Source organism: Enterococcus sp. AZ119, assembly GCF_050546175.1.
GTDB classification, from domain to species: domain Bacteria; phylum Bacillota; class Bacilli; order Lactobacillales; family Enterococcaceae; genus Enterococcus; species Enterococcus faecalis.
Genome location: NZ_CP172951.1, coordinates 355,213 through 381,288 on the forward strand (window position 1 = coordinate 355,213; position 26,076 = coordinate 381,288).

Consider the following 26,076-nt stretch of genomic DNA (forward strand, 5'->3'; position numbering starts at 1 on the left):
AGGATATGATGAAACCAAAATTAATTTTAATGAGCCATGGACGGATGGCAGAAGAAACCTTAGCTTCTACTCAAATGATTGTCGGGGAATTAGCAGATGCTGCGATTGTGTCAATGACCGCAGAAGATGGCTTGAGCGGCACGCAAGCAAAACTGGCAGCAATCTTAAAAGAAGCTGGCAATGTCCCGACGCTTGTATTAGCTGATTTAAAAGGAGGAACACCTTGTAATGTGGCTATGATGGCCATGGGCACTTATCCGCAATTGCGAGTAGTCGCTGGACTTAATTTAGCAATGGCAATTGAAGCAGCCGTCTCACCTGTGGAAAATGTGGATGAATTAGCTACATATTTAACGCAAATTGGCCAATCTGCGGTGACCACGATTGACTTACCTGAATTAACAGATGAAGAAGAATTTGAAGAATAGAAAGAGGTCGGGACGGAACCGTTTAGCTCCGAGAAATAAGAAGGAATTTCCGAAAATTGCTTTTTAATTTTTGGAGAATTTCGGCTTATTTCCGAAGGAGTTGGTTCTGTTCCCGCCGTTTATCAGGTTTTGAGCCTGGAACAAAAATCCAAAGTGATTTTTGTCCCAGGCTCTTTTTTTAAGAACCAGGGATATTCCGTGGTTCGTTTTTGGTTGTGACAAAGAAAAAGAATAGACTCAGTAAAATAACTAGGATGCCATCGTTAAACATCGGATTTACGAAGTTTAAAATAGCACTTAAGATAACTGGCACGGTAGCACAATACGTAATAATTTTTAAACAATCAATCAAACGTAAAGAATAAAAACGTAATTTTGAATAGAGAGATGCACCGATAGCGGCAATCAGTAAGTCTAAAACTAAACCGATTAGAACAGGGTAGATAGCCACTAAAAAGACAATGAGTTTTGTCCACCAAGGGATTGCTGCTTCACTTAGCGCAGTCTTGATACTCTGAGCGTTAACGCCATCTAAGGTTCCTTTACTATAGGGGAAGATAAATTGGTCGGTGCCTAGAATTGATTCAGTTGCTCCTGAATTCGGTAAGGCGACTACAAATTCATCTTGTAAAAAAGCCAAACCAAACGCATTACCAATTAAATCCTTTTGGACATCAGCGGCTGTACGTTTTCCATCTGGATCAAACGTAAAAATAATCGAGTCGGTTTGATAAATAAAGCCAGATTCTTTGGCCTTTGTTTGCAACGTGCCATTTTCAATAGAAAAGTCAGGCAACTTTTCTGCAATTTTTTGGCCATCTTGTTGCACCTCTTGTAGCACAGAAAAGACTTGTTTGGTAATAGGTAGTGCTAAAATAGCGCTTAAAAAAACAGCATAGAGAATTACTTTCCAAAACGCCATTTTTTTCGCATGCCGTAATTCTGAAACTGAAAAAAAGGCCTGCTTAAATAATTGCAATGTATTCATTTATTTACTCCTCACATCATTCTTCTACAGGTCATTCTAGCGAATTTATGAGGGAAACACAAGGTAATCTCCCTCTTTTGTAAAACTTTTCTTTTGGCAAGCAAACTATTTTGTAGAAAGCGGTTCACTCTGTTATCATAATAGTTGTATGAAAGACGTATGTTACATACTAAAAAATAGGGGGATTTAAAAAAATGACTTACACATTACCAGAATTACCATATGCTTATGATGCATTAGAACCTTACATTGACGTGGAAACAATGCACTTACACCATGATAAACACCACAACACTTATGTGACTAACTTAAACGCAGCGATTGAAAAACATCCAGAATTAGGCGAAAAATCTGTAGAAGACCTAATTTCAGATATGAATGCTATTCCTGAAGATATCCGTACAGCCGTTCGTAACAATGGTGGCGGTCACGCAAACCATACATTCTTCTGGGAAATTATGGCACCAAATGCTGGTGGACAACCAACTGGCGCTATTAAAGAAGCAATCGATGAAACATTTGGTAGCTTTGATGAAATGAAAGCTGCTTTCAAAACAGCTGCAACTGGCCGCTTTGGTTCAGGTTGGGCTTGGTTAGTTGTGAATAACGGTAAATTAGAAATCACTTCAACACCAAACCAAGATTCACCATTAATGGATGGCCAAACACCTGTTTTAGGTCTTGACGTTTGGGAACATGCGTATTACTTAAAATATAAAAACGTTCGTCCAGATTACATTGAAGCATTCTGGAACGTTGTTAACTGGGATAAAGTAAACGAACTTTTTGCAGCAGCAAAATAAGTTTGCCAATTGTGAAGGAAAGAGTCAAATGACGGCTGTCATTTGACTCTTTCCTTTTACAAATCCAGGGTCGAAATAGTTGTTCGTTTATGGCATACTAAAGTAAGTAGGGAAAGATAACGGATACATAAAGAAGGAGCTAAAAAAATGAATGTTATGATGCAAAAAGTACACGGGTCAGAAAATGATTTCTTTTTATTGGATGAAACACAGTTTGAGCGTTCTTTAACCGCTGAGGAAATTGAGCAATTGCGCATCCAGTTATGTTCGCGGGAAACAGGATTATTGGCGGGAGCAGATGGGTTACTTTTGGTAGGAGAAGGGACTCACGGCACGTCCAATGCTAGAATGCGAGTGATTAACAGCGATGGTAGTGAAGCAAGCATGTGCGGGAACGGCTTGCGTACGGTTGCCCGTTATTTAGCTGAAAAAAACCAAGAAAAATCATTTACAGTTGAAACAATGTTTGCAGATTTGAAAGTACGTCAAGCCCCCAATTTAGCTGAAGAAGTAGCGACTTACCAAGTGGAAATTTCGCCAGTAAGTTTTGAAGCAGTTACTATCCCAATGCATTTAGGGGTCCAAACATTAATTGATGAAATCGTACCAGCCTTATCTAACACCATTCGCTTTACAGCGGTAGCAGTGCCTAATCCGCACCTTGTAGCATTTGTGGATCACGAAACCTTAAATGGTCCAGAATTTGAACGAATCGCTACCTATGTAAATAATGAAAATCCATATTTTCCAGAAGGGATAAATGTGAGTTTTGTTGAAATTCTTGGCAAAAATCAACTATTTGTTCGAACGTATGAACGTGGTGTAGGTTTTACAAGTGCTTGTGGGACAGCTATGTGCGCAAGTAGTTTACTTTATACGTTATTGAAAGATGGTGTTTTTTATGAAGAAATAACCGTCAAAAATGCTGGAGGTATGGTGAAAACAGTCGTCCACGAAACGTCTGATGGCAGTTATTGGATGGAATTAATTGGGAATGCCACGATTACGCATTTGATTGAAGGATCACTGACTGATTTACTAAACGGTGCATTTGAGAAAATAACTATCACTGAAACGAATGAACAGAAACATTATCAAGAATTTCTGCAAACACTTTCTCAAAAATAACAATTGTTCCTTGATAAAGCGCTCTTTTATTTTACAATTGTGTTAAGTTCTTGTTCCAAAAAATAAAAAATATTGCTTGAATAAGCAAACTATGAGAAAATAAAGGGCATGAATTAAGAATTATTCTTAGATAAACGAGGAAGTGTCTTATGAAACTATGGAAAAAAGTAGTACTGGGCTTCTTGAGCGTCTTGCTAGTGGTAGTAGCTGGGGTATGTGCTTACGGGATTAAGATGTATTCAGATGCCAATTCAACAATTAATGGGATCTATCAATCAGTTAACCGTAAGTCCAATAAAGGAGCCACGGCCAATATTGATGCGCAAGAACCATTCTCTGTTCTTTTAATGGGGATTGACACAGGCGATTTAGGTCGAACAGAACAAGGTCGTTCAGATACTACAATGGTTGTAACCATCAACCCGAAAGAAAACAAGTCCACAATGATCAGTTTGGATAGAGATATTCTAACAGATATTGTTGGAAATGACACACAAGACAAATTGAACCATGCCTATGCATTTGGTGGCGCCGAAATGGCGATTAATACAGTCCAAGAATTACTGGATATTCCCATCCATCACTATGTATCCATCAATATGAAAGGGTTAAAAGACCTGATTGATGCGGTAGGCGGTATTGAAGTAGATAATACGATTGGTGAATTTACGTTGGACGGTATTACTGTTCCAGCAGGTAAAATCAAGTTAGATGGCACGACAGGTTTGGCTTATGCGCGGATGCGTCACGAAGATCCTGAAGGAGATGTGGGTCGTCAACGCCGCCAACGAGAAGTTGTTGAGAAAATTGTGCGCAAAGTCATGAGTTTTGACGGTGTTTCAAAATATCGAAAAATTCTTGATGCTGTTGAAGCCAACGTAAAAACAGACTTAACTTGGGATGACATGATGGACATCCAATCAAAATATTTATCTGCCTTTAAAACAATTGACTCAGAACAATTACAAGGATACAGTGCAACCATTGATGATATTTATTATCAAGTCCTAGATCCAAATAGCTTATACAAAACACAAACAACGCTTAGAAAACAACTTGGTTTAAAAGAACATGCTTCTGAACGTGAAAAAGATTTAGCCTTTTATAATCAGTTTAGCTATGCTGTTACAGATACTGCACTGATTGGTGAATCTGGTGATTCAAGTGCCAATAGCTCTACTAGTTCGAGTAGCACAGCGGACACCACAGCCGGACAAACAGAATACAACGGCAATACGCAACAAGCAGCAGAAGGAGCCTACGATCCGAATACGTACGTTGACCCAAATGCGTACACAGATCCAAACGCTTATGCTGATCCAAATACGTATGTGGATCCCAACGCACCACAATATTAATCTGTTAAACAAGCTCGAAAACTTCTATTTCTGATGGAAATAGAAGTTTTTTTCTTTTATTCTAGAAATTTTTTTCAGAAGGTGTTATAATTGGACTATACCAAAATAAACCGTAAGGAGCGTGTCAAAATGCAAATTATCCGTGTAGCAAATGCAGAAGAAGGCGGCAAAAAAGCGTTTGAATTAATTAAAGAAGGTATGAACAATGGTGCGAAAGTTTTAGGCTTAGCAACAGGTAGTACACCAGAAACATTATATAAAGAAATGACAGCAAGTGATGTCGACTTTACAGAAATGACTTCTGTAAACTTAGATGAATATGTTGGTTTAGGTGGCGAAGATGAGCAAAGTTACCGTTATTTCATGAACAAACACTTATTTGACAAAAAACCATTTAAAGAAACATTTGTACCAAATGGTAAAGCAGAAGATTTAGATGCTGCTTCCGCAGAATATGAAAAAATTATCGATGCACATCCAGTAGATATCCAAATCTTAGGTATTGGTCAAAATGGACACATTGGTTTCAACGAACCAGGCACACCTCTAGATAGCTTAACACATGTCGTTGAGTTGACTGAATCAACAATCAACGCAAACAAACGTTATTTTGACAAAGTAGAAGATGTCCCAACACGTGCTGTTTCTATGGGGATTGGCTCAATCATGAAAGGTAAAAAAATGATTTTAATGGCTTATGGCGAAGCAAAAGCAGAGGCCATTAAAGGAATGATTGACGGACCAGTAACAACAGACATGCCAGCAAGTGCATTACAAAACCATCAAGATGTTGTTGTAATCATTGATGATGCAGCTGCAAGTAAATTATAATCGTTGATGAAAAAGAACTTGAAACATAAGGATTTCCTTATGTTTCAAGTTCTTTTTTTGTTATACTGGAAGTAATAGAAGAAGAGGTGAAAAGGATGTTACAGCTAACAATTCCAGAAATTATTTTACGGTTAGTCCTAGCGATGGTGATGGGTGGCGCAATTGGTTTTGAAAGACAATATAAGAATCGCCCAGCAGGGATGCGCACTCACATTTTAGTTTGTATGGGCGCGGCTATTATTGCGTTAATTCAGTCGCAAATTGCAATCAATGCATTGAAAGATGCGTTAGCTAATCCGGCTTTGACGGGGGTCATTCGTTCAGATCAAGCAAGGTTGATCGCACAAGTTGTAAGTGGAATCGGCTTTTTAGGTGCTGGAACCATCATTGTAACGAAACAAAGTGTCACCGGATTGACGACAGCAGCGTCACTATGGACCGTTGCTGGTTTAGGGATCGCGGTGGGCATGGGCTACTATACGATTGCCTTAACAAGTTTTATCGGTGTATTATTTGCCTTAACCATTGTCAAACGAATTATTCACGTACCAACAATCAAAAAATTAGAAATTCGCTATCAACATAAACAAGAAACCAAAGAATTTATTAATCAGTATTTTGAAGAAAAACATATTGAAATTTATGATGTGAACTTCAATGTTTCTTGGGTGGATGATACAAAAATCTATACGAATATCTATACTATTGATTTGCCTAAAGGCCTAACGTATGCCGATGTTATCGAAGATCTATCTGTTTCAAATAATGTAACAAAATTACGATTGATTAATGTGTAGAAACATCTATTTATAATTAATGACAACCGCTATAAGTTAAAATGCTTATGGCGGTTTTCTTCTAGGGCCTAGGACTGATTTTTTAAGTTTAATATTTCAAAAAGATTACAAAAGAGTTATGATTGTATTACGAGTTAGAAAGAAAGGTGATATGTAAGATGAATAAAAAAAATAAATTTCTTAGTATTATTGTTGTTGTCGTTGTGATTATTGGTGCATTTGTGATGAAAGCTTATAATCAATTGATTACTTTAGATAATAAAGTCGAAGCAGAATGGTCACAAGTAGAGAATGTAATGCAAAGACGGGCTGATTTAATTCCGAATCTTGTCAGTAGTGTTCAAGGCAGTATGACTCAAGAAAAAGAAGTTTTAAAAGAAATAACGGAAGCACGTAAAGCATACGCAGGAGCAAAATCTTCTTCTGAAAAAGGGCAAGCAAATGAGCAAATTGAAAAAGGATTAGGTAATTTTGTTACAGTATTGAATGAAGATTACCCAAAGTTAGCTTCTTCTGAAAATGTCAAAACCTTAATGACTCAATTAGAAGGATCTGAAAATCGAATTTCTGTTGAACGCCGTAACTATATACAAGCTGTTGAAACATATAACCAACAGATTTCAAAATTCCCTGATAAAATAATTGCAAAACTTTTAGGATTTGAGAAGAAAACTAACTATGTTGCGACAGAGCAGGGAAAAGAAGTACCACAAGTGGAATTTAAATAAAAAATTTGTAGAAAATTTGGGTTAAAAAGAAAGAAGTGAGGAAGGTTGGATAAAAAAGTCGAAAAAATTCAAGAAAAAGTTCGTTTGTTTTATAAAAAGCATCAGCGGAATACAACGATTGTTGTGGTAATTAGTTTAAGTATGATTTTAATATTAGGAATGGCTGCTTGGTATGAAGGAAAGGGAATCTCCTATGAAGCAAAACAAACTGCACTGAGAGAGAAGCAACATGCCTTACAAAAAAAGAGAGACGATATCTTAGCAGGGAAAATGACTGAAGCGTCAACCCAGACAACAATAAATAACTTTTCTAAACAAGAAATAACTGGTGAAAATGAATTAGTGACAATTACTGGAACGAATGGGCAGTTGAACATTAATGATGCTAATATCTATGTTTCAGATAATGCAGGTATTGTCTCAAATCAACTTAAACAGAAAATGTTTCAATTGAATCAACAATTGTTGGAAAATGCGAATGGCGCACAATTTATGCTTATTACCGTTCCTGCGTTACCTAGTGGGGAATCTGTTGAATCTTACAGCAATAAGATTGCTAATCAATTAGGTGTAGGGGATCGTGAAAAAAATAATGGTGTGGTTTTTCTAATGGCAATTGAGGATCGCGAGTCTCGCTTGGAAGTTGGATATGGCTTAGAGAGTATTTTAACGGATAGCTATGCGGATGATATTATTAATAATGAAGAAGTAAAAGAGGCTTTTAGAGACGAGGATTATAATACAGGTCTCAATAAAATTATTGATCAAGTATCGGCTGCAATCAATTCAAAAACCGCACAAGTGGATAATGAATTAACAAATATACAAGCAGAGTTAAACACTAACACAACGAAAAGAAATGTTCTTTTAATGGCAAGTATTGCTGGGATGCTCATTTGTGCTGTTTATATTTTACAAATTTTAAGAACAAGAAAACTTGTTAAAAAAATGTATCAAGATTATTTGAATTGTTTACCAACAAAGGCTGTCCTAAATAACTCAGAACAGACAAAGAAAGTATTAAATAAGATGAAAAAGACTTCTTTTTATTGTTTATATCTTAATGGAGCAACGTTATTTGCCACAAAAGGGAAAATAAGACGTGCCACAAAGCGTGGTTCTTTACTAAGTATATATCCAAATGCAAAAAAACAATCTTTTGGGCGTTTATTAGTAGGAGATACTTTATATAGTTATGATGGTAGTGTTTTGACGTATGCTTATTTAAACTCACAATACAATCCGTCTAATCATAGTAGTTCTGGTAGCGGCAGTGGTGGTTCATTCGGTGGCGGCTCATTCGGCGGTGGCGGTGCCTCAGGAAGTTGGTAAAATAAAAAGCTAGAAACGTTGATCGTTTCTAGCTTTTTGCTATTTATCTAAACCGTAAAGATAGTCATCATCTTTCATGGCTTCAACTGTTCCTAGTAAATAGCCATTTCCTACTTGGGAGAAGAAGTCATGGTTGCTAGTTCCTGTCGAAATACCATTCATTACAATCGGGTTCACATCATTGGCTGTATCCGCAAATAAGGGATCCATACCTAAGTTCATTAAAGCTTTGTTGGCGTTGTAACGTAAAAAGGTTTTTACTTCTTCGGTCCAACCTAAGTCATCATATAATTCTTCTGTATAACGTTCTTCGTTTTCGTACAATTCGTAAAGTAAATTATACATCCAGTCTTTTAGTTTATCTTGCTCATCTTCTGGTAATTCATTAAATCCTAATTGGAATTTATAGCCAATATACGTGCCGTGCACTGATTCATCACGGATAATCAATTTAATAATTTCAGCGACGTTCGCTAGTTTATTGTTTCCTAAATAGTAAAGAGGAGTGTAAAACCCAGAATAGAATAAAAACGTTTCTAAAAATACACTAGCAATTTTTTTCTCTAACGGAGTACCGTTTTTATAAATTTCGTTAATCCGTTCTGCTTTATATTGCAGATGTTTGTTGGTATTTGTCCACTCAAAAATATCATCAATCTCTTTTTTTGTATTTAATGTACTGAAGATAGAAGAATAACTTTTGGCATGGACAGATTCCATGAATTGGATGTTATTTAAGACGGCTTCTTCATGGGGCGTCCGCACATCATTTCTCAGTTGATCCATGCCGCTTTCTGATTGAACAGTATCTAATAAAGTTAAACCGCCGAAAACGTAGCCGACAGTAGTTTTTTCTAAATCGGAAAGAGTCCGCCAATCATCTAAGTCATTGGATAACGGAATCCGTGTATCTAACCAAAATTGTTCGGTTAATTTTTCCCAAGTGGATTTATCAATGACGTCTTCAATGGCGTTCCAGTTAATTGCTTCATAATACGTTGCCATGGTTATTCCTCCTGTATGCTGGGACAGCAGTCTGTTTGACTAGTTGTCTCGTTTCTTCGCTTAAAACGTTCTACAGAGTCCAAATAGGAGCGTGCAGCCGTTCTTCTTTGTCCAGTATATCTGAAAATGTCCTGTTTAAAAAGAGAACATTCCTAAAAAATAAGACGCTCAAGCAGAACGCCTTATTTAAGTGCTTTTCATTAAATCACGCAAGACTCACATTGATTGCTGCCAATTTCTTCAGCATCATCTGTAAATGTACGAATATAGTAAATTGATTTAATCCCTTTGTTGAACGCATAATGACGTAAAATGTTCAAGTCACGGGTTGTTTGTTTTGGTGTTTCTTTCCATTCATACAAGCCTTCAGGGATTTCTGAACGCATAAACAAGGTTAAACTCATTCCTTGATCAACGTGTTGTTGCGCTGTTGCGTAGACATCAATCACTTTGCGCATATCCATGTCGTAAGCAGAAGTATAGTAAGGGATTGTATCATTAGCTAAATAAGGCGCTGGATAGTAAATCTTACCAATTTTCTTCTCTTGACGTTCTTCAATCATGCGAGTAATTGGATGAATGCTGGCACTAGTATCATTAATATATGAAATTGAACCATTTGGCGCTACGGCTAAACGATTTTGATGATAAAGACCATTTTTTTTCACAGCATCGCGTAACGCAGCCCAATCTTCAGCCGTTGGAATCTGAATGTCTTTAAAAATTTCTTTCACTTTATCAAATTTTGGTGTAAAGTTGCCTTCAATATATTTATCGAAGTAAGCACCAGAAGCATAATCTGATTTTTCAAAATTATGGAAGACTTGGTTACGTTCTTTCGCAATTTGGTTACTTTCCATTAAAGTCCAGTAATTTAATAACATGAAATAAATGTCTGTAAAGTCTAATGATTCTTCAGAGCCGTATTCCATATGATTTTTAGCGAAGAAGGTGTGTAAGCCCATTGCGCCTAGTCCGATTGTATGGCTTAAACGATTTCCATTTTGGATAGTTGGCACGACATCAATTTCAGAAGCATCTGTTACAAAAGTTAACGCACGCGTCATAGCGCGGACAGATTTTCCAAAGTCAGGACTTTCCATTAAATTAACAATGTTAGTTGAACCTAAGTTACAACTAATATCTGTTCCTAAAACTTCATATTCTTGTTTCCCATTAATAACAGAAGGCGTTTGAACTTGAAGAATTTCAGAACATAAGTTACTCATGATAATCTTGCCATCAATCGGATTGTTTTTGTTAGCTGTATCAATATTGATGATATAAGGATAGCCAGATTCTTGTTGTAATTTAGAAATTTCATTTTCTAAGTCACGGGCTTTAATTTTACGTTTACGTATGTTTGGATTGGCCACTAGGTTATCATATTCTTTGGTGATATCTACATAGGAATAAGGCACACCATATTCACGTTCCACACTATAAGGACTAAATAAATACATATCTTCGTTGTTACGTGTTAATTCGTAAAATTTATCTGGAACAATAACACCAAGAGACAACGTTTTTACACGGATTTTTTCATCAGCGTTTTCTTTTTTAGCAGATAAGAACATTTCAATATCTGGATGGAAGACGTTTAGATAAACCACACCAGCACCTTGACGTTGACCTAGTTGGTTAGAGTAGCTAAAGCTATCTTCAAATAATTTCATAACAGGGACAACACCACTTGCTGCGCCATCATAACCTTTGATTGGTGCGCCCGCTTCACGTAAGTTGGAAAGAGTAATCCCTACGCCACCGCCGATTCGTGATAATTGAAGGGCAGAATTAATTGAACGCCCAATGCTGTTCATATCATCTGTTACTTGAACTAAGAAACAAGAAACCAATTCACCTCGACGTTTACGCCCAGCGTTTAAGAAAGAAGGTGTGGCTGGTTGATACCGTTGATGGATCATTTCATCCGCCAATGTTAAAGCCAACTCTTCATCGCCATCCGCAAAATACAAGGCATTAAAGGCAACACGATCTTCATATGTTTCTAAATACTCTGTTCCGGCGTTGTTCTTTAAAGCGTATTGAGAATAAAATTTATAAGCCGCCATGAAAGACTTGAATTGGAAATGTTGTTCATCTAAGAAAGCATATAATTTTTCAATAAAGTCCATTGAATATTTTTCGATGAATTCAGTTTCAATAAAATCTTCTTTCATTAAAAAGTTGATTTTTTCTTCAGCAGAGCTGAATTTACGTGTATTCGGTTCTACATTTTCTTTAAAGAAGGCTGCGAGTGCTTCTTTATCTTTATTTAAAGGGATTTGACCATCAACAGGACGGTTAATCTCGTTATTCAGTTTGAAATAGCTGACATCTTTAATTTCTTTTAGACTCAATTTCTTCCACTACTTTCTTAAAGGTCTCCACGTCTTCGTCTGTTCCGCTAAACTCAAAGGAGTACAGAAGCGGAACGTGGTAATCGCGGGCAATATCTTTGGCGGTATAGACAAATAATTCAGCAAAATTACGGTTGCCCCCACCAGCTACACCAACTAACAGTTCTTGGTTACTTTTATAATCAAGAAAGTCATTCACTACCTCTGTAATTTCTGCATCATAGGTAGGAATGACAAGAATAAAAGGCTCATTTATTTCAAAAAAAGGATTCGCTGGCTCAAGTTCATAAGCAGGCAAATCCAATTTTTTAATAAAGCGCCTTGTTTGACCGGTGACTGAAAAATAAACAAGTTTCATCTTAGCTAGCCAATTGTTTTAATTGGTCTGGACGGAAGCCAACAACGGTTGTTGCTTCAGATGTGATTACCGGTACGCTTTGGAACCCTTGTTCTTTTAACCAGTCGATAGCATCTGGTTGTGCGTCGATATTGATTTCTTCAAAAGCGATGTTATTTTCACTTAGGAAACGTTTCGCCATTTTACATTGGATACAGTTATTTTTTGAAAAGATTTTTACGTTCATTGAAAGTTCCTCCTCTTTTTTTCTACATAGACTAGTATAAATCTATGTAGAAAAAAGTCAACACTTTAACACTATATATTGTGGTGCGTTTTTCTCATAATACTAGTTTTTGTGTTTTTGAAAGAAAAATGAAAACACGTGAATCCTCGTTTTTGGGAGAAAAAACACATTGGTCAGTGTTTGACAAACAAAAAAATTAAAATTTTGAAAGAGAACATTTAGTGAAAAAACACTAAATATTGTGTTGACATTTGAGTTAGGCACAAGAAGAAAAAATAAGTGGATTTGTTATTGAATGAGTGGAATTTTATAGTAGCTAGTAACATAAAAAACAAGAGCTGACTTTTTTCAAAAATAGTAACCTGAAAAAAGTGTCTCTATATAGAAGGAAAATAGAAGAAAACAGGAGATACATCCAGAAATTCATTGACTTTCCGTGTAAGCAAGCGTATTCTTTTAATTGAGAACGATTCTCATTTTCGTTTGAAACTTTTTCACATGGAGGAAAGTAAATGATTACGTTAGCGCAGGCAGAAGTTGGGAAAGTCTATACAGTCGAAAGCGTCCAAGCAGATATTCAGACAAAGAAACATCTGAACAATTTAGGTGTCGTTGCAGGCCAAGCAGTTGTCCTTGTCAATTATCAGAATCAAAATGGTATTGTTTTATTACATAATAGTCGAATTGCGCTGACAGATACGATTTTACAAGTGATTCATGTGGAGGAGCGCTCGGCGAATGAGAAAGTTTGGGTCTCCTTAGATACCTTGAAAGTTGGAGAAGGCGCTACAATAGTAGGGATCCACGGACAAGGAGCGGTGAAACGTCGCTTGATGGACATGGGCTTAACAAAAGGAACAGTAATTTTTATTCGCAAAGTAGCTCCTTTAGCTGATCCAATTGAAATCAATGTACGTGGCTACGAACTAACGTTACGAAAAAGTGAAGCGGAACTAATCTTGGTTGAAAAGGAGGAAAGCGAATGACTCAGCAAATTGCACTAGCCGGCAACCCTAATAGCGGTAAAACGACAACGTTCAATATGTTAACAGGAGCCAACCAATATGTTGGAAACTGGCCAGGGGTGACTGTGGAACGCAAAGAGGGGGTGGCAAAGAAAGATAAGACACTCATTATTCAAGATTTGCCAGGGATTTACTCTCTTTCTCCTTATACGCCTGAAGAAATTGTGGCACGAGATTATCTTTTGGAGGACCAACCTTCAGTGATTTTGAATATTCTCGATGTGACCAATTTGGAACGGAATCTTTATTTAACAACACAATTAATTGAAACCGGATTACCGGTTGTTTGTGCGTTAAATATGATGGATTTGTTGGAAAAAAACGGCCAAACATTGAATAGTGAAAAGTTAAGTTATGGCTTAGGCGTGCCTGTCGTTGAGATTAGTGCTTTGAAGAATCGTGGGTTGGATCATGCTTTAAAACAAAGTAAGCAGCGAGCGAATGCCATAGAGACAGAGGTTATTTATCCTTCTTATGATAATCGCTTAGAAGCAGCACTTGCTGAAATTGTTGATATTTTAGGGAATACTGTTCCTGAAACGCAACAGCGTTGGTATAGTTTAAAACTTTTTGAACGAGATGTTCGAACCAAAGAGCAATTATTATTGAGTTCTTTTCAAGAAAAAGAAATTGAAGAAGTCATACAAATTACCGAAAAAATCTTTCAAGATGAAAGTGAAGCCATTATCATTAATGAACGCTATGCCTTTATTGCTCGATTAATTGCTTTGTGTGCGACGAAAAAAACAGAAATGACATTTACTCACAGTGATAAGATTGACCGAGTGGTAACCAATCGGTGGTTGGCGTTGCCAATCTTTGCGTTTGTGATGTGGTTGGTCTATTACTTATCTATTCAAACGGTTGGTACAATGGGGACAGACTGGTTAAACGATGTCTTTTTCGGGGAATGGGTTCCTCAATTTGTGGGAAATTGGTTGGCGCAATGGCAAGTAGCGCCATGGATGCAAAGTTTAATTTTAGATGGGATCATTGCAGGTGTTGGGGCTGTGTTAGGATTTTTACCACAACTGGCCGTCCTGTTTTTATGTTTAGGTTTTTTAGAAGATTGTGGCTATATGGCCCGGATTGCCTTTGTCATGGATCGCTTGTTTCGGAAATTCGGCCTATCTGGTAAGTCGTTTATTCCGATGTTAATTGCGACAGGTTGTGGGGTCCCAGGCGTGATGGCTAGTCGAACGATTGAAAACGAACGCGATCGGCGAATGACTATTATGGTCACGACTTTTATGCCATGTTCGGCGAAGTTGCCAATTATCGCTCTGATTGCAGGTGCATTTTTTCCTAACCAAAGTTGGGTCTCGCCCTCTGCTTATTTCTTAGGGGTTGCTTCCATTGTGTTATCAGGAATTGCTTTAAAAAAGACCAAGCATTTTTCGGGAGATCCAGCACCATTCATTATGGAACTTCCCGCCTATCATTTGCCACAGCTTAGAAGTGTGGTTCGGCATGCCTATGAACGATGTCGCTCATTTGTAAAAAAAGCAGGTACGATTATTTTTGTTTCCAGTATTCTCATTTGGTTCATGTCACATTATTCTGTGACGTTTCAACCCGTTCCAGAAAGTCAAAGTATTCTAGCATTTCTAGGTAAAGGGTTGGCGGTGCTATTTATCCCATTAGGCTGGGGTAATTGGCAAGGGGCAGTTGCCACAATTACAGGATTGATAGCGAAAGAAAATATTATTGGTACCTTAGGCATTTTATTTGGCAATGTGAAAGATGTTTCTGAAAACGGGGTAGAAGTCTGGGGCGCACTGCAACACACCTTTACGCCAGTCGCGGCCTATTCGTTCTTAACTTTTAACTTATTATGTGCACCTTGTTTTGCTGCAATTGGCGCAATTCGTCGTGAAATGGGAGACCTCAAATGGACATTAGGAGCCATTGGTTATCAATGCGGTTTGGCTTATATGGTTAGTTTTGTGATTTATCAATTGGGCCATGTGTTAGTCGAAAAAGGCACACTAACTCTGGGGACTTTTTTAGCGATGGGTGTTGTTTTAGCTGGATTTTATTTCCTTATAAGAAAACCAAAGCCAGGCAAAGAAAGTGTCCAAGCAATCACTTCTTTAGAAAGAGGGTAATAACGGATGGCAACAATTATTTTATCCATTTTAATTTTTGGAACAGCAGGAATCATCACCTATCGACGAATCAAAAAAGGGGAAAGTTGTGAAGATTGTCAAACAGCTTGTCCTGTAAAAAAAGAACAATCTTCACAAGAATAACAACTGAAAAAAATTCCCTCTTGTATAAATAATAGCGGAGTGCTACAATATTGAGGTAGCTGAAAAGCTATTTTATACAACGGGGGCATAGCTCAGTTGGTTAGAGCATCTGACTCTTAATCAGAGGGTCTAGGGTTCGAATCCCTATGCCCCCATTGGGTGCCAAACCCACGAGAACGGTATTCTGTCGGCGTCTTAGGACGTTTCGAAGACGGAGTACGCGTTCTCTTTTTTTGCGCTTTGTCAAATAATGTTGGTAAAGAGAAATTGTAGAATCCTGTCGAGACCAGAGGAGAAAATCCTCTGGATTTTTTTGTATGTATTGAAAACCACCGGCTATGCAGGTGGTTTAGGTACGATTGTTGTATTTTTTGTATGAAGCAGCGAGACTTCCTGCATGCTGAATGGTTGATATTAAATAATAGGCTGAGAGAAACAACAGTTTTTGCTGCATATCTACCTATTTGATAGGTCGTTTTTCTGTTGAGATTACGATAACTATTACAAATATGTTGTTTACGCTCGCTAAGAAAAGCGATAGGGAATAATAAGCTTTTTGGAAACTGGGTTGGACTCCAACTTTAGTGAAAGAATGTGTGAGTTAAGCAACGCTTTGTTTTCTCCTTGCTATTTTATGAACAGGTGTATCTCTAGACAAAATAATTTAAAAAAGTTGTAGGCATTTCATATTACCTGTTATTTTATTTTATAACATTTAAAGTGTAAACATTACTAAAAATTTGTCTATGGAGTCATAACAATTTTCCGCTTTTACTTATTTAATTTACATTCCTGTTCCTTTAAACTATATACATGGTATTTCATTATTTGTAAATTTAAAATGATTTTATGAAGCGAGTACTAATATATAAGGAGGAAAATCATGCAGAATCAGGTGTATTTAATAAACAGTGATCAAGAGCAATTTAAAAAGGAAAATAGTTCGGATGTAGCTGTAGATAAAGTTCCAGGTAGAGGGACTATTGTGTTGACATTTATGTCTGCTAGAATATGTAATTTCGGTTGTACATATTGCTTTGCTTAAGAAAGAAAAAATTGAAGAAGTAAAAGAATTTTTACATGAAAATAGTACGATTAGCTACGAAAAAATGAGAACCATATTAAGTAAGCATAATTTGTGTACATACCCAAATACAAATAGTCAAAGTAATATCGTGTTTGAGTTGAATAGTCGGAAACTATTTGAAATTCCTTTATTTGCTATTCAAAAAAGAATTGAGAGAGTGACTAAAGGCATATATTATTTAAATTTATTGTTGATAGCTGTAATGTTAATTGGATTTCCAATTATTATTAAATTTCCAGCTCAACTAATGGATTCTTACATAAGCCAGATAAATTTTTCAATTTTAAATGTGACTACTGTATACTGATATTTTTCTCATTATGCTTATTTATCATTACAAATAATTGGTGGTTTGGTTATATAGCTCTTCTTAATATAGGGTATCTTTTTAGTAGTTTATTACCGCTATCAACGAGTGATGGATACCATATTTTTACAATCATATATGGTAGTGAAGGGACAAGATGGCAGTTATTGTTGCTTCTTGCAGGAGTAATAAAAAAAGAGACCTCAATTTTAAAAAAATTTCAAAACAAAAAAATGATTGGATTGTTTCTTTATTTTATTCTTTCATATGTTATTGGTATTGCAGGGATTTTTTCTATTATACGTATAACATTGAATTATCTAAACGTATTTGGATTTAGTTCAACAGTACTAAGCATTTTCGTCTATGTAATGGCATTTATAAGTCTAATACAAGTACTTCTTTCTTTTAAGAAAGCATTAAAATCTTTTTGAAGACATTATGAAGGATGTGAGAAATATGTGGATATATATTCGAGAAAATTTTAAAAAAAATAGTAGTAAGTTTCTTTTCATCATATTGATATTTTTTGTAACAATGCTGCTATTGACATTTTCTTTAGGAGTTATTTATACAATAAACTACAGAATTGAAAATGAGTTAGCAGACTATTTATTAAAAAAAGACTTTAAAAATATGAAATTATTTTTACAATTAGGGACGGGAGTTCTTGTAGGTTTTTCTTTATTTATTATTTATAATACATACTCGATTGTTATTCAAGGGAGAAAGAAAGAATTCCAACTGCTATATAAGTTAGGTATGAAATACAAAAAAATTCAGCAGATTTTAAGTATTGAAAGCTTTCTGCTAAGTTCTGTTACAGCCGTTATTGGACTTTTCACAGGCATAGTGTTTTCAAGAGTATTTTTGTCTAATTATCAAGACATGAAGGTCGAACATATTCCAATTTATATTTATCTACTAGTTATTGTTTCTGCAATTTTATTTTTTATATGGTGCGGTTCAAAAAATCTAAAAAGTATGAATATCGAAGTAGAAAGTAAACAGAAAGAAGGCAGCACGTTTAAGTCTCAACCTACTATTAAAGAAAAATTTTTATTTAGAATCAAGTTAGCTTTAGGTATTATCCTTTTGATTGTTTCAATTGTTAGTGGATACACAACTATGAAAATAATTTTACTATTTACAGGTTTAATCTTGATTTTTGATCCGTTAATAGCAGGGACCTTGGCGTCTCTTCGTTTTTTGTCGCTCCGTTTTAACCGACTTTCTTTGTTCGTTGCTGTGGAAGAAAATTGCTGGAATATTAAAAGAATCAGCTCATTAATATCTACATTGGCCTTTTCAGTTATGCTTCTAGTAGGAATGTTAACCTTTTTTCATTCTGTCAAGGAAGCTGTTGTACAAAAGGTAGATGAGACCTATAGATTTGAACATATACTTGTGATGAATGAATTATCTGAGGTCAAAGAAGAAAAAGTTAAGGCTTATTTGCAGAACTTATATCCACATGCAACTTTTGAGATTGCTTTAAGTATGGAGATTGAAAAAGAAAATAATGAAAACACTTTGATTTTGACAGGCGTTTCTTCTAACTTCAAAAATATTCAAGTGTTAGAAATGGAAAAAGAGTTTAATATTAAAGATTTTGATTTAAATAATGATAGTTTGAATGTATTATTTCCGTCACAGTTAGCTGAAAAATCAAAGATCAAACGTAATCAAGTCATAGATTATTCCTTTGATAAAGACAAATCTATAAAAATTAGTCCGAAAGATTTTTATCAGCCGTTGGATCTACAACAAGTGTTTACATCCAAATCTGCTTTAACAGAGTATTTATTTGGAAAGGATGTTAAAGGAATTTACAACACAATCTATTTGAATCGGCTGAGTGATGAAGAAATAAAAGAATTCACAAAGTATTTATCTATTAAAAATTATAACTTAATGAATATTGGTGATCTAAAAGATAAATACAAAAATCAAGCAATTAAACAAACTGAAATGATTGAAGCATTTATTTATGCGCTGATCTTTTTCAGTGGAGCAATCATATTAAATATGTTTATTCTTTCAATTAGTTCTAGACAAAGAATATACAAAGGATTGTTAATTATGGGGATGAAAAGAAAAGTTTTGCTAATCAGTATGTTAATAGAAATGTCTATTATCTATATTTTAGGTGTTGTTTTAGGTTGGCTTTTCGGGCTTACATTTGCTGAAGGTGGGATTAAGATGATGGAAGAAGTTATTGTATTCAAACCTGTCATTAATATTCCTTACTTGCAAGTATGTTCAATATTAGTTGTTATCTATTTGATACTTGTCTTGGGGATTATTTTAATTTCTAGAGTTATTTTAAAAGAAAAAAATAGGAAGTAAGAATCTGAATAGGAAGGTGAAAATATGATTGAACTAAAGTCTGTCGAAAAGGAATACGGAATAAATGGACACTCTCAGCAAGTTCTAAATGGTATAACAATTACTTTGGAGAAAGGTAATATTTATGCTTTAGTGGGACCGTCTGGCTCAGGTAAATCTACTTTGCTGAACATTATTGGTGGGTTAATTCATCCCACTAAAGGGGAAGTGAAAATAGGGGATAAGAACATCACAGAATTTAATAGTAATCAATTAGCTGAATTACGTACTAATGATATTGGATTCATTTTCCAAGATTTTAATTTGATTCCCTTTCTAAATGTAAAAGAAAACATTCTTTTCTCGCTTCGTTTAAAAGGTGAAAAGATTGAAAATCATTCAGATAATTATGAACAGCTAGTCAATTGGTTAGGAATTAAGAAGATTGAAGAAAAATATATAAATGAAATTTCTGGTGGTGAGCAACAACGTACGGCAATTGCCCGTTGTTTACTAATGGAACCTAAAATTATTTTGGCTGATGAACCTACAGGTAATTTAGATAAAAAAAATACAGATGCATTCTTGAAATTGATTCGAACGCTTCCATTTATGGAAAACAAGGTTTTTATTATTGTAACACATGATGAATCTGTAGAGCGATTCTGTGATCAAGTTTTTAAATTAGAAGAAGGACAAATCATAACTTAGGATATTTTAATTTTTTATGGGATATCAAAAAAAAGAAGGAAGTAGGAATAAAAAATGTTTTTACATGATTTTGATTTCGAAGATTTGGACAGTATTGAAGAAGTTATTACACCAAATAAAGGTTCAGTAACTTGTTGCTAGAGATTTGAATTTTTGCGAGGGCTTAGGAGTGTTCTTCTTGGCCCTTTTAATATTGTCTTTTTAAATAAAAAAAATGAAGTTATAGAAAAATAATAGACGAATAGTCTTGTCAAAGTTTTATCTATTCTTTAGGCATGAAACTAAAAAAGATTATTTGTCAACTAATTAGTATTAAATTAATTAGTAATGAGCGTCAGTGTGTGTTAATATGTATAGTATAAATAAGACTTAGATTGAATTGCTCAGATGAATTAGAAATAGAATATAGTAGAACTTAATGTACTATGTATTCCTGTTTTATGATTTAGTTCGCAGAATGTTAGTGAAATCCCGGTCATTTTTTAATCTTCATTACTTTTTATCACTCAGATATTAGAGTGATGATTTTTTTATAAGTTCGGTCTGATTTATACTTCAAGTAAGAATAATTATCTTAGTCGAATAGAAAGCGTTATATAATTTAATGTAAGCGTTTTTTTAACGTGGGAAGATTTGTCAGTATATTAAGTACTTAAAAAATATGTTATATCCGATTATTTTCTAGTAGTTTTTCTTATAATACATATTGCGTTTAGGCTCATATCTCTCCATGGACTTAGTTAGACTTAACTAAATAATAGTGGAGATAACGCTTGCCTTGTTTGACTATAGGTGTGTTTCCGTATTCAGAGTTACTTAATTGATTTAATCATTAATGAAAACCAGCATGTTTCGCTAACTTGGTTTTATCGGAAAAACGGTTAAAGAATCAATTTCAGGGAGTAAATCAGCGATATAAAAAGGATTGCTTCATGGAATGCTGGTTAAATATTGATATTCAGGGAATATAACGACTAAATCATCAATGGTTTTGTACAAATACCTAATTAGTTTATCTAGACTTTGTATTTTTTTGCTAAAAAACACTTAAGCCAAGGTCTACGAGTCCTGATAAACCTATCCTAAACGATAAGAACTATGAATGGGTCAAAATATCTTTCGCAATTTCTTCGGGATTTCGCCAATTTAATTATTTTCAAATGATACTTCTTTTGGCACAGGTAATGTTGGATTGTCTGTCATAAAGCGAACATCTAATTTCTCGGAACTAACATCTAAACCGACAAAAAGTTTGCTGTGAAAGGATCTTATCATTATTTACTCGGAATTTGCATAGGTACTGTAAGATACCTCGAAATTGCGTTGCTTAACGACAGCTTTGCTCGAATTCATTGAGTTTCTCTCATTAGGATAGCCGCCTAATCTCTACTAGAGGTGGACTCGGCTAATTTGTTGGAGGCTATACCAATGATCTAGGCAAACTTTTTATCGCAGACTAGCTACAAGGAGAGCTAACATCTTCTCGTAAGTTTTTTCTAAGACTTGTTATTCAGGAATGTTACACAGTATCTAAGTAAAAACCGTTATTTTTATTAAAAAAATTGGGGGATAGCCCATAGGATAGAATGAAGGGATAAGCATTCTCTCAAAATATATATTACGAGGAGAAAGTACTTGGTGGATAAGCGAAAGAAAGTTGGAATTGGTTTGAAATGGTTGGTTACCATATCATATATTGTTATTTACTCAGCATTTATGGAAAAAGAAATGAGCTTCCTAAGTTTACTATGCAGTATATATATCATTTTTTTAGGAAGTTTTGTCTATATAAAGCTCCCCCAAAAACTATATTCATTATCTTTTTTTTCATTAACTTTCTATTTGGGTTGGACAGTGTTATTGGTTTACTCGGATATATGGGTTCTAAAGCTAGTAGGACTATTTCTTTTATGTTGCCATCCATTAACCCTTTATCTGTTTTTGTATTCCTTTATACATGTAGATGATAAGAAAAAACTTAATAAAAATCGTATTCTTCTATGTTGTGTTTCACTATACAGCTATTTGGCTCTGTTACTTGATTTTTATGTAGGACCTACTTTGATCTTGTTAATGATTTCGTCAATTACTGTCAATTATTTAACAATTATTAAAGAAAAGAAATTTTTTTTTAGTGCACTAAAATATAAAGTTTTGATTACTTCATTACTACTCTCTTTTGTACTACTTATCTTATTTTATTTTATATGCCTGCTTTTCCCAGAGTTATCTTTTTATGATTGGGATAAAACTACCATACTAGTTACTATTTTACCAACTGGTGTAGTTTATATTCTCGTTAAGGAAAGAGAGATTATATTATCTGAAAAATTTCTGTTAGCGTTTTGTATCTTAGTATATAGTGCATTTTTCTTCTTAATTCTAGAAGTAATTGGTATTGTTCTCTGGAAAAGTTTCATTTTGACTATTCTTTTCGCCCTAGTATGTTATTTGACTCATCTATCAATAAATGCAATACGTTCAAATAAAGTAAAACAATTAAAAAATAATTTTAGGAATTTAAATAACGAAAAGTTAGAAGTACTAGATCAAGTTACATACTCGCAATTTCTCAATAATGTATCTGAATTATTGCTCGATAAATTAGAAGAATTAACTGCGAGCCAAAGACTAGCTGTATTTGTTGAATCAAAAGAAGGGTGTTATTTACTATGTCAAAAAGGTGAAACAGTTTTTAATTCACTAAAAAAAGAGATTCATTCACTAAAAAAACAAAAACAAAAAATTAAGTTTCGAAAAAAAGAATATACCTGTATACCCATAATAATCTCTGGATATACAGTTTGGATTTTCTTTGAAAACAATGACAATGATATTGATTTGAAATCTATACATAAAACTGTAGAACAACATGGAACCTTGATAATTACCGTAAGATTACTTCACTTAAATAGCAAAAGTTATGTGAAAGATCCAATAGAGGTCTGTCAATTGTTAAGAATCAAGCTATTTAATAGTATGGAGATTGAGAAGAAAAATTACGCTAATTATCTTCACGATAACATACTCCAGTCTGTTATTGGACTCCATACTTTAATATCAAATTTGTCAGGAGATGTCATGGTTACGGATTTAATTAATGAGGAGTTTTCAAAATTAGTTAGTTCCATACGTTCTGAAATCTTTAACACGTATCCATCAACGCTTTACCATCTTACTTTTAAAGAAAACTTACAAATATTAATTGATGATTTTAATAAAAAATATCCGAAGACAGAGTTTATATTGGATTATAGTATTGAGGAAATAATACCACAGCATGTTATTGCTCCACTATATCGGATCGTGAAAGAGTTAAATGAAAATATTGGAAAACACGCAGATGCTGAAATAGGAAAAGTAACAGTTGAAATAGACAACGCTGAGATTCAGTTGATAGTAGAAGACGATGGAGTAGGGGTTGGCAATATTTCAGAGTTTGAAAAATCGTTAATTCAGACGAATGATCACATCGGCCTACTTTCGATAAAAAATGACATTAATTGGCTGAATGGTTCATTTAAGATGTTGTCTTTACCAGGTCCAAACAGCGGTACGAAAGTTTGGGTCACTATTCCTTGTATGAAGGGAGAGCAATATGAAAATATTACTAGTTGATGACCATAAATTGATTGGGAAAAGTCTCGAGATGACTTTAAAAAACTATGCAGATGTTAAAGAGTTTAGATATATTTCAGATCCAATCACGGTTTTTGAAATGATTGAAACATATCGACCATCGATAATTTTGATGGATATTCACATGGGTATGTTCAATGGCTTGGAATTGGGAGAAGAAGTGTTGAGAAAAACAAAAACAAAATTAGTTTTTTTATCTGGATTTGATTTAGCAGAGTATAGAGATAAAGCAATTGGTATCGGAGCTAATGGCTTTTTAGACAAACATATAGCGGTTGACTCTTTGATTGAGAATTTGAAAAAAATAAGCTATGAAGACAAAAAAATATTTCCTCAAACAAGTAGACATGATTTAAAGCACAACCTAATTACTCCTCGAGAAAAAGAAGTATTAAGAATTTTATCGCAAGGAGTAAAACAATCAGCAATAGCTTCCAAAATGAATATTACTGACCGAACTCTTCGTAACTATGTTTATTCCATCAATGAAAAGTTAGAAACAAACTCTGCAATTGCTTCAGTTGTTAAAGCAATTGAACTGGGTATTATAAATGTACGCCTTCAATAATAAATTTTGTTGGAATAAACAGAATTTAGTGTGTTGTATTCTTATAACAAATTTATTATTGTAATTTCAGATTATCTGTTAGAAGTAGATATTCAGAGAATTACAACTTTAAATTGTACTAATGTAGTAACTTCTTTTTTTGGACATTAAAAGAAGCCTATGGCAAGTTCCTCGGAGTAAGGCTAGATTTTAGCTATATGAAAAATTAATCAATGGAACTTCATTGAAGCTACCAAAATCAGTTAGTAACTTTATTGCTGATACCTGAAAAACTAATAAAAAACTAGTATATTTTGTTTCTGGCAGTTCAGGTAATAAAAAAAGTTAAAAATTTTTCAGGCTAAAAAAGCGAATTTACCAAAAAGCGCACTTTTTGGTTCCTATGAAACGAAAAAGTACGTACTATACAGCATGTACGGCACGGTATATGATGATATCAGAAAACGTTAAAGGAGCGAATCAAATGATTACATCACTAGCAGATACAGTAACATTAAACAACGGCACTAAAATTCCAGGAATGGGTCTCGGGGTATTCCAAATACCAGATGAAGAGACAGCAAAAGTGGTCGAAGAAGGGATTATCAATGGTTATCGTTTAATCGATACAGCGCAAATCTATGGCAATGAATCTGGCACAGGAGCGGGAATTAAAGCAGGCTTAGCGGCAACTGGTTTGAACCGTGAGGACTTATTTGTTACTTCGAAAGTTTGGAACGCACATATTTCCTATGATGAAACAATTCAAGCTTTCAATGATAGTTTGGAACGTTTAGGTTTAGATTATTTAGATTTGTATTTAATTCATTGGCCAGGAAATAATTCTTACAAAGAATCATGGCAAGCTTTAGAAACTTTATACGCCGAAGGAAAAGTGAAAGCAATTGGTGTCAGCAACTTCCAAGTTCATCATTTAGAAGATTTACTTTCTTATGCAAAAGTTGTTCCGGTAATTAACCAAGTGGAACTACATCCAAAATTGGATCAAAAAGAAGTGCGTAATTTCTGTGAAAAACATGATATCAAAGTCCAAGCTTGGTCACCATTGATGCAAGGTCAATTATTATCGAACGAAACCATTTTGGCGATTGCTGAGAACCATAATAAATCAGCAGCCCAAGTGATTTTACGTTGGGATATTCAACAAGATATCTTATTAGCCGTGAAATCTGTCCACAAAGAACGGATGATTAGCAATGCAGCGGTCTTTGATTTTGAACTAAGTGCAGAAGAAATGGCACAAATCAACCAATTGAATGAATCGTTACGTGTGGGACCAGATCCAGACACGTTTGATTTCTAAAAATTAACTAGGAGGAGATACAATGAGTGAAGCAGTTAAAGGTTTTTCAGTAGTCAACCACGTGGGGATTACAGTCAGTAATTTGGATGAATCAGTGAAGTTTTATGAAGCATTAACAGGAACAAAAATCGCAAATCGTGATGAAATTGGTGGAAAACGGATGGCCCAAACACAAGGGTTAGATGATACATTAATCAAGTATGCCAATGTGCATCTAGAAAACATCAATATTGATTTATTAGAATATGTTAAACCAAAATCAGAAAAAGCTTCTTATTCCAACGAACAAATTAGTGCAATGCATATGTGTTTCGAAGTGGAAGATATTGATGCAGCTGTTGCACGTTTAAGAGCGATTGGCGTAGAACCTGATGGAGAGCCGATTACATTCCAAGAAGAAGATGGCTTGAAGAGCGGTTTTGGTACAGGGGTTGCTTACTTTACCGATCCAGATGGTACAAATTTAGAATTGATTGCTCCTAAAGGTCCATTTACACGAAATTAAGTTAAAAGA

At 34.7% G+C, this 26,076-nt stretch carries 24 protein-coding genes and 1 tRNA gene; 19 read left to right on the forward strand and 6 right to left on the reverse strand.

The features are described 5' to 3' along the window. Nucleotides 1-8: 8 nt before the first annotated feature. Nucleotides 9-428, forward strand: a complete 420-nt coding sequence (locus tag IGL37_RS01785) for a PTS sugar transporter subunit IIA (RefSeq protein WP_025194431.1) — start codon at nucleotides 9-11, stop codon at nucleotides 426-428. A gap of 178 nt (nucleotides 429-606) precedes the next feature. Here IGL37_RS01785 and IGL37_RS01790 read toward each other — a convergent pair whose 3' ends face one another. Continuing rightward, entirely contained in the window at nucleotides 607-1,416 is an 810-nt protein-coding gene (locus IGL37_RS01790) for a DUF1189 domain-containing protein (protein WP_002355344.1), read from the reverse strand. A 194-nt stretch (nucleotides 1,417-1,610) separates the two neighbouring features. On the opposite strand from IGL37_RS01790, the gene IGL37_RS01795 reads away from it, so the two are divergent. The 7 genes from IGL37_RS01795 (at nucleotide 1,611) to IGL37_RS01825 (ending at nucleotide 8,393) form a co-directional block, all read left to right on the forward strand. After that, nucleotides 1,611-2,219, forward strand: a complete 609-nt coding sequence (locus tag IGL37_RS01795; RefSeq protein WP_002361201.1) for a superoxide dismutase — start codon at nucleotides 1,611-1,613, stop codon at nucleotides 2,217-2,219. A 147-nt stretch (nucleotides 2,220-2,366) separates the two neighbouring features. Then, nucleotides 2,367-3,347 carry a diaminopimelate epimerase gene (gene dapF / locus IGL37_RS01800; protein ID WP_002361202.1) on the forward strand — a complete coding sequence of 327 codons (981 nt, stop codon included), beginning with the start codon at nucleotides 2,367-2,369 and terminating at the stop codon, nucleotides 3,345-3,347. A gap of 149 nt (nucleotides 3,348-3,496) precedes the next feature. Then, on the forward strand, nucleotides 3,497-4,705 hold the full coding sequence (locus tag IGL37_RS01805; protein WP_002390468.1) for an LCP family protein: 1,209 nt from the start codon (nucleotides 3,497-3,499) through the stop codon (nucleotides 4,703-4,705). Between the two features lie 129 nt (nucleotides 4,706-4,834). Then, nucleotides 4,835-5,536 carry a glucosamine-6-phosphate deaminase gene (nagB, locus tag IGL37_RS01810; protein WP_002355352.1) on the forward strand — a complete coding sequence of 234 codons (702 nt, stop codon included), beginning with the start codon at nucleotides 4,835-4,837 and terminating at the stop codon, nucleotides 5,534-5,536. Nucleotides 5,537-5,631: 95 nt separating this feature from the next. Beyond that, entirely contained in the window at nucleotides 5,632-6,333 is a 702-nt protein-coding gene (locus tag IGL37_RS01815; RefSeq protein WP_002355354.1) for an MgtC/SapB family protein, read from the forward strand. Nucleotides 6,334-6,491: 158 nt separating this feature from the next. Then, complete coding sequence (locus tag IGL37_RS01820; RefSeq protein ID WP_002386098.1) at nucleotides 6,492-7,061, forward strand: LemA family protein; 570 nt, start codon at nucleotides 6,492-6,494, stop codon at nucleotides 7,059-7,061. A gap of 45 nt (nucleotides 7,062-7,106) precedes the next feature. Further along, nucleotides 7,107-8,393: a TPM domain-containing protein gene (locus IGL37_RS01825; protein WP_002385313.1), complete on the forward strand. Its 1,287-nt coding sequence runs from the start codon at nucleotides 7,107-7,109 to the stop codon at nucleotides 8,391-8,393. A gap of 39 nt (nucleotides 8,394-8,432) precedes the next feature. On the opposite strand, the gene nrdF is transcribed toward IGL37_RS01825, so the two are convergent. From nrdF to IGL37_RS01845, 4 genes are all read right to left on the reverse strand, one after another. Then, on the reverse strand, nucleotides 8,433-9,398 hold the full coding sequence (gene nrdF / locus IGL37_RS01830) for a class 1b ribonucleoside-diphosphate reductase subunit beta (RefSeq protein ID WP_002355357.1): 966 nt from the start codon (nucleotides 9,396-9,398) through the stop codon (nucleotides 8,433-8,435). 200 nt (nucleotides 9,399-9,598) lie between these two features. Then, the gene (gene nrdE / locus IGL37_RS01835; protein ID WP_002370231.1) at nucleotides 9,599-11,758 is read right to left on the reverse strand and encodes a class 1b ribonucleoside-diphosphate reductase subunit alpha; all 2,160 of its coding nucleotides are present in this window, start codon (nucleotides 11,756-11,758) and stop codon (nucleotides 9,599-9,601) included. Next, nucleotides 11,739-12,116, reverse strand: coding sequence for a class Ib ribonucleoside-diphosphate reductase assembly flavoprotein NrdI (nrdI, locus tag IGL37_RS01840; protein ID WP_002355359.1), 378 nt, complete (start codon nucleotides 12,114-12,116; stop codon nucleotides 11,739-11,741). Before nrdI ends, nrdE begins: the two co-directional genes overlap by 20 nt. A 1-nt stretch (nucleotide 12,117) precedes the next feature. Then, nucleotides 12,118-12,342, reverse strand: a complete 225-nt coding sequence (locus tag IGL37_RS01845; RefSeq protein ID WP_002355360.1) for a redoxin NrdH — start codon at nucleotides 12,340-12,342, stop codon at nucleotides 12,118-12,120. A 512-nt stretch (nucleotides 12,343-12,854) separates the two neighbouring features. Between IGL37_RS01845 and IGL37_RS01850 the strand changes: the two genes are divergently transcribed. From IGL37_RS01850 to IGL37_RS01880, 7 genes are all read left to right on the forward strand, one after another. Beyond that, on the forward strand, nucleotides 12,855-13,328 hold the full coding sequence (locus tag IGL37_RS01850; protein ID WP_002370232.1) for a ferrous iron transport protein A: 474 nt from the start codon (nucleotides 12,855-12,857) through the stop codon (nucleotides 13,326-13,328). Next, a complete protein-coding gene (gene feoB / locus IGL37_RS01855; protein ID WP_002355363.1) occupies nucleotides 13,325-15,475 on the forward strand; it encodes a ferrous iron transport protein B in 2,151 nt (716 codons plus the stop codon). Before IGL37_RS01850 ends, feoB begins: the two co-directional genes overlap by 4 nt. Before the next feature lie 6 nt (nucleotides 15,476-15,481). Next, the gene (locus tag IGL37_RS01860) at nucleotides 15,482-15,619 is read left to right on the forward strand and encodes a hypothetical protein (protein ID WP_002355364.1); all 138 of its coding nucleotides are present in this window, start codon (nucleotides 15,482-15,484) and stop codon (nucleotides 15,617-15,619) included. A gap of 81 nt (nucleotides 15,620-15,700) precedes the next feature. Beyond that, a tRNA-Lys gene (locus IGL37_RS01865) sits at nucleotides 15,701-15,774 on the forward strand. Between the two features lie 728 nt (nucleotides 15,775-16,502). Beyond that, entirely contained in the window at nucleotides 16,503-16,664 is a 162-nt protein-coding gene (locus IGL37_RS01870; RefSeq protein WP_010717464.1) for a hypothetical protein, read from the forward strand. Nucleotides 16,665-17,454: 790 nt separating this feature from the next. Next, nucleotides 17,455-19,362, forward strand: a complete 1,908-nt coding sequence (locus IGL37_RS01875; protein ID WP_033918193.1) for an FtsX-like permease family protein — start codon at nucleotides 17,455-17,457, stop codon at nucleotides 19,360-19,362. A 24-nt stretch (nucleotides 19,363-19,386) separates the two neighbouring features. Further along, a complete protein-coding gene (locus IGL37_RS01880) occupies nucleotides 19,387-20,052 on the forward strand; it encodes an ABC transporter ATP-binding protein (RefSeq protein WP_002361207.1) in 666 nt (221 codons plus the stop codon). A 1,146-nt stretch (nucleotides 20,053-21,198) separates the two neighbouring features. Here the strand turns inward: IGL37_RS01880 and IGL37_RS01885 are convergent. Further along, nucleotides 21,199-21,327: a hypothetical protein gene (locus IGL37_RS01885; protein ID WP_002361208.1), complete on the reverse strand. Its 129-nt coding sequence runs from the start codon at nucleotides 21,325-21,327 to the stop codon at nucleotides 21,199-21,201. A gap of 363 nt (nucleotides 21,328-21,690) precedes the next feature. On the opposite strand from IGL37_RS01885, the gene IGL37_RS01890 reads away from it, so the two are divergent. The 4 genes from IGL37_RS01890 to IGL37_RS01905 all read left to right on the forward strand — a co-directional run bounded on the left by IGL37_RS01890 (nucleotide 21,691) and on the right by IGL37_RS01905 (nucleotide 26,067). Next, nucleotides 21,691-23,670, forward strand: a complete 1,980-nt coding sequence (locus tag IGL37_RS01890; protein WP_080296937.1) for a sensor histidine kinase — start codon at nucleotides 21,691-21,693, stop codon at nucleotides 23,668-23,670. Further along, nucleotides 23,651-24,259 carry a response regulator transcription factor gene (locus IGL37_RS01895; protein ID WP_002361211.1) on the forward strand — a complete coding sequence of 203 codons (609 nt, stop codon included), beginning with the start codon at nucleotides 23,651-23,653 and terminating at the stop codon, nucleotides 24,257-24,259. Before IGL37_RS01890 ends, IGL37_RS01895 begins: the two co-directional genes overlap by 20 nt. Nucleotides 24,260-24,686: 427 nt before the next feature. Continuing rightward, nucleotides 24,687-25,562 (forward strand): aldo/keto reductase, encoded by an 876-nt coding sequence (locus IGL37_RS01900; RefSeq protein WP_002392650.1) that lies wholly within the window; start codon nucleotides 24,687-24,689, stop codon nucleotides 25,560-25,562. Nucleotides 25,563-25,584: 22 nt separating this feature from the next. Further along, on the forward strand, nucleotides 25,585-26,067 hold the full coding sequence (locus IGL37_RS01905) for a VOC family protein (RefSeq protein WP_002355441.1): 483 nt from the start codon (nucleotides 25,585-25,587) through the stop codon (nucleotides 26,065-26,067). The last annotated feature ends 9 nt before the right edge of the window (nucleotides 26,068-26,076 follow it).